The sequence below is a fragment of the Pontimicrobium sp. MEBiC01747 genome, from assembly GCF_053601635.1.
The window spans coordinates 1-240 of the sequence record NZ_JBSHNS010000459.1 but is presented as its reverse complement, the minus strand read 5'-3'; the positions used below and the strand labels follow the sequence as shown (position 1 = coordinate 240).

Sequence of the window (240 nt, the reverse complement as noted above, 5' to 3'; positions counted from 1 at the left end):
GTTAACGCTGGTACAGATGGTAATACAACCATTTGCGATAGTAGTACAACAACTATAGATTTATTTAGTTTAATCGCTGGTGAAGATGCTGGTGGTACTTGGTCGCAAACTTCTGGATCTGGTGGTACTTTTAATGCTGCCACTGGTACTTTTACACCAGCTGTTGGTGCAACTACTAGTACCTTCGATTATACTGTTATTGGAACAAGCCCTTGTCCTAACGATGTTAGTACTGCTACT

At 40.8% G+C, this 240-nt stretch carries 1 protein-coding gene; it reads left to right on the top strand.

Translation table 11 applies throughout. From position 1 onward, the window contains the following. On the top strand, positions 1–240 hold a 240-nt coding region (locus ACVC2P_RS15130; protein WP_452599295.1), incomplete at both ends, for a hypothetical protein.